We start from the raw sequence: 1,012 nt of genomic DNA, 5'->3' as shown, positions 1-1,012 counted from the left end.
GGCGGTTTCGATTTGAAGCGCGACATCCATGGGATGCGTAGCATTTCATCCAGGGTGGGGCGAGCCCCACCCTGGATGGCAAAATCTATCGGGCCTTGAGGAGCTTGATTTGCTCTCCCAGAACGTCATGCGGGGTGCGATAGTTCAGGCATTTGCGAGGGGTGCTGTTGATGCGATCAGCAACGGCCTCGATTTCCTTATCCGATAGCAATGCCAGGTCCGTGTCAGACGGCAGGAAGCGCCGTATGCGACCGTTGCTGTTTTCCACGCTGCCCTTTTGCCAGGGTGCCGATGGCAGGCAGAAATAGCTCGTCATCGCGAGTTTCTTCTGGAGTGTCGCAAAGGCAGCAAATTCCGTTCCCCGGTCAAAGGTGATGCTCTGACGCAGGGAAGGGGGCAGCATGTGCAAGTGGTGCTGGATTCCCGACATGACGCCGGCGGAATGCCGACTGGGATTGCGGGCGAGGATAGTAAACCGGCTGCGGCGCTCGACTAACGAGGTGAGGTTGGCTTTGCCATATTCCAACCTGAAGATCATCAGGTCGCCTTCCCAATGACCAAAGCTGCTGCGATTACCGATTTCGGAAGGGCGTTTGCCAATGGTGTTGACCAAGGGAATATGCAGACCGCGGGGCTTACGCGCATAGCGTTGACGTCGAGATCGACGGGCAACAGGCAAAAGGCGCCACAGGCCTTGGCTTCGTCCGTCCGGCCCATAGACGAACTGGTAGATGGTCTCATGACAGACGGCTTCACGAATACCGCGATGGCGCCGAAGATATCCCGCAATCTGCTCGGGCGACCAAGCTGCTGACAAGCGGTCGGCGATATAGGCGGCAAGCTCGGGCTTTCGGGCAATCTTGCCACCACGCACCCGGCGCCTGTCCGCCATCGTTTGTGCGGCGGTCGGAAAATAGCCACGAAACATTGGCTCGTCATCGAGATGCCGGTTGCGTTTGAGCTCACGATAGATGGTCGAACGATGTCGCTGCAGCGCCGCTGCTATCTGCTG

At 58.2% G+C, this 1,012-nt stretch carries 1 protein-coding gene; it reads right to left on the bottom strand.

Annotated features, from left to right (window positions below; genetic code table 11):
• Window positions 1–85: 85 nt before the first annotated feature.
• Window positions 86–1,012: IS30 family transposase (locus D0Z70_RS24525; protein WP_119750818.1), on the bottom strand; the 927-nt coding region annotated here is incomplete at its 5' end.

Origin of the sequence: Sphingobium terrigena (assembly GCF_003591655.1) — a bacterium.
GTDB classification, from domain to species: Bacteria; Pseudomonadota; Alphaproteobacteria; order Sphingomonadales; family Sphingomonadaceae; genus Sphingobium; species Sphingobium terrigena.
Note: the sequence above shows the minus strand (reverse complement) of the source record. Positions and strands in the feature narration are given on the sequence as shown.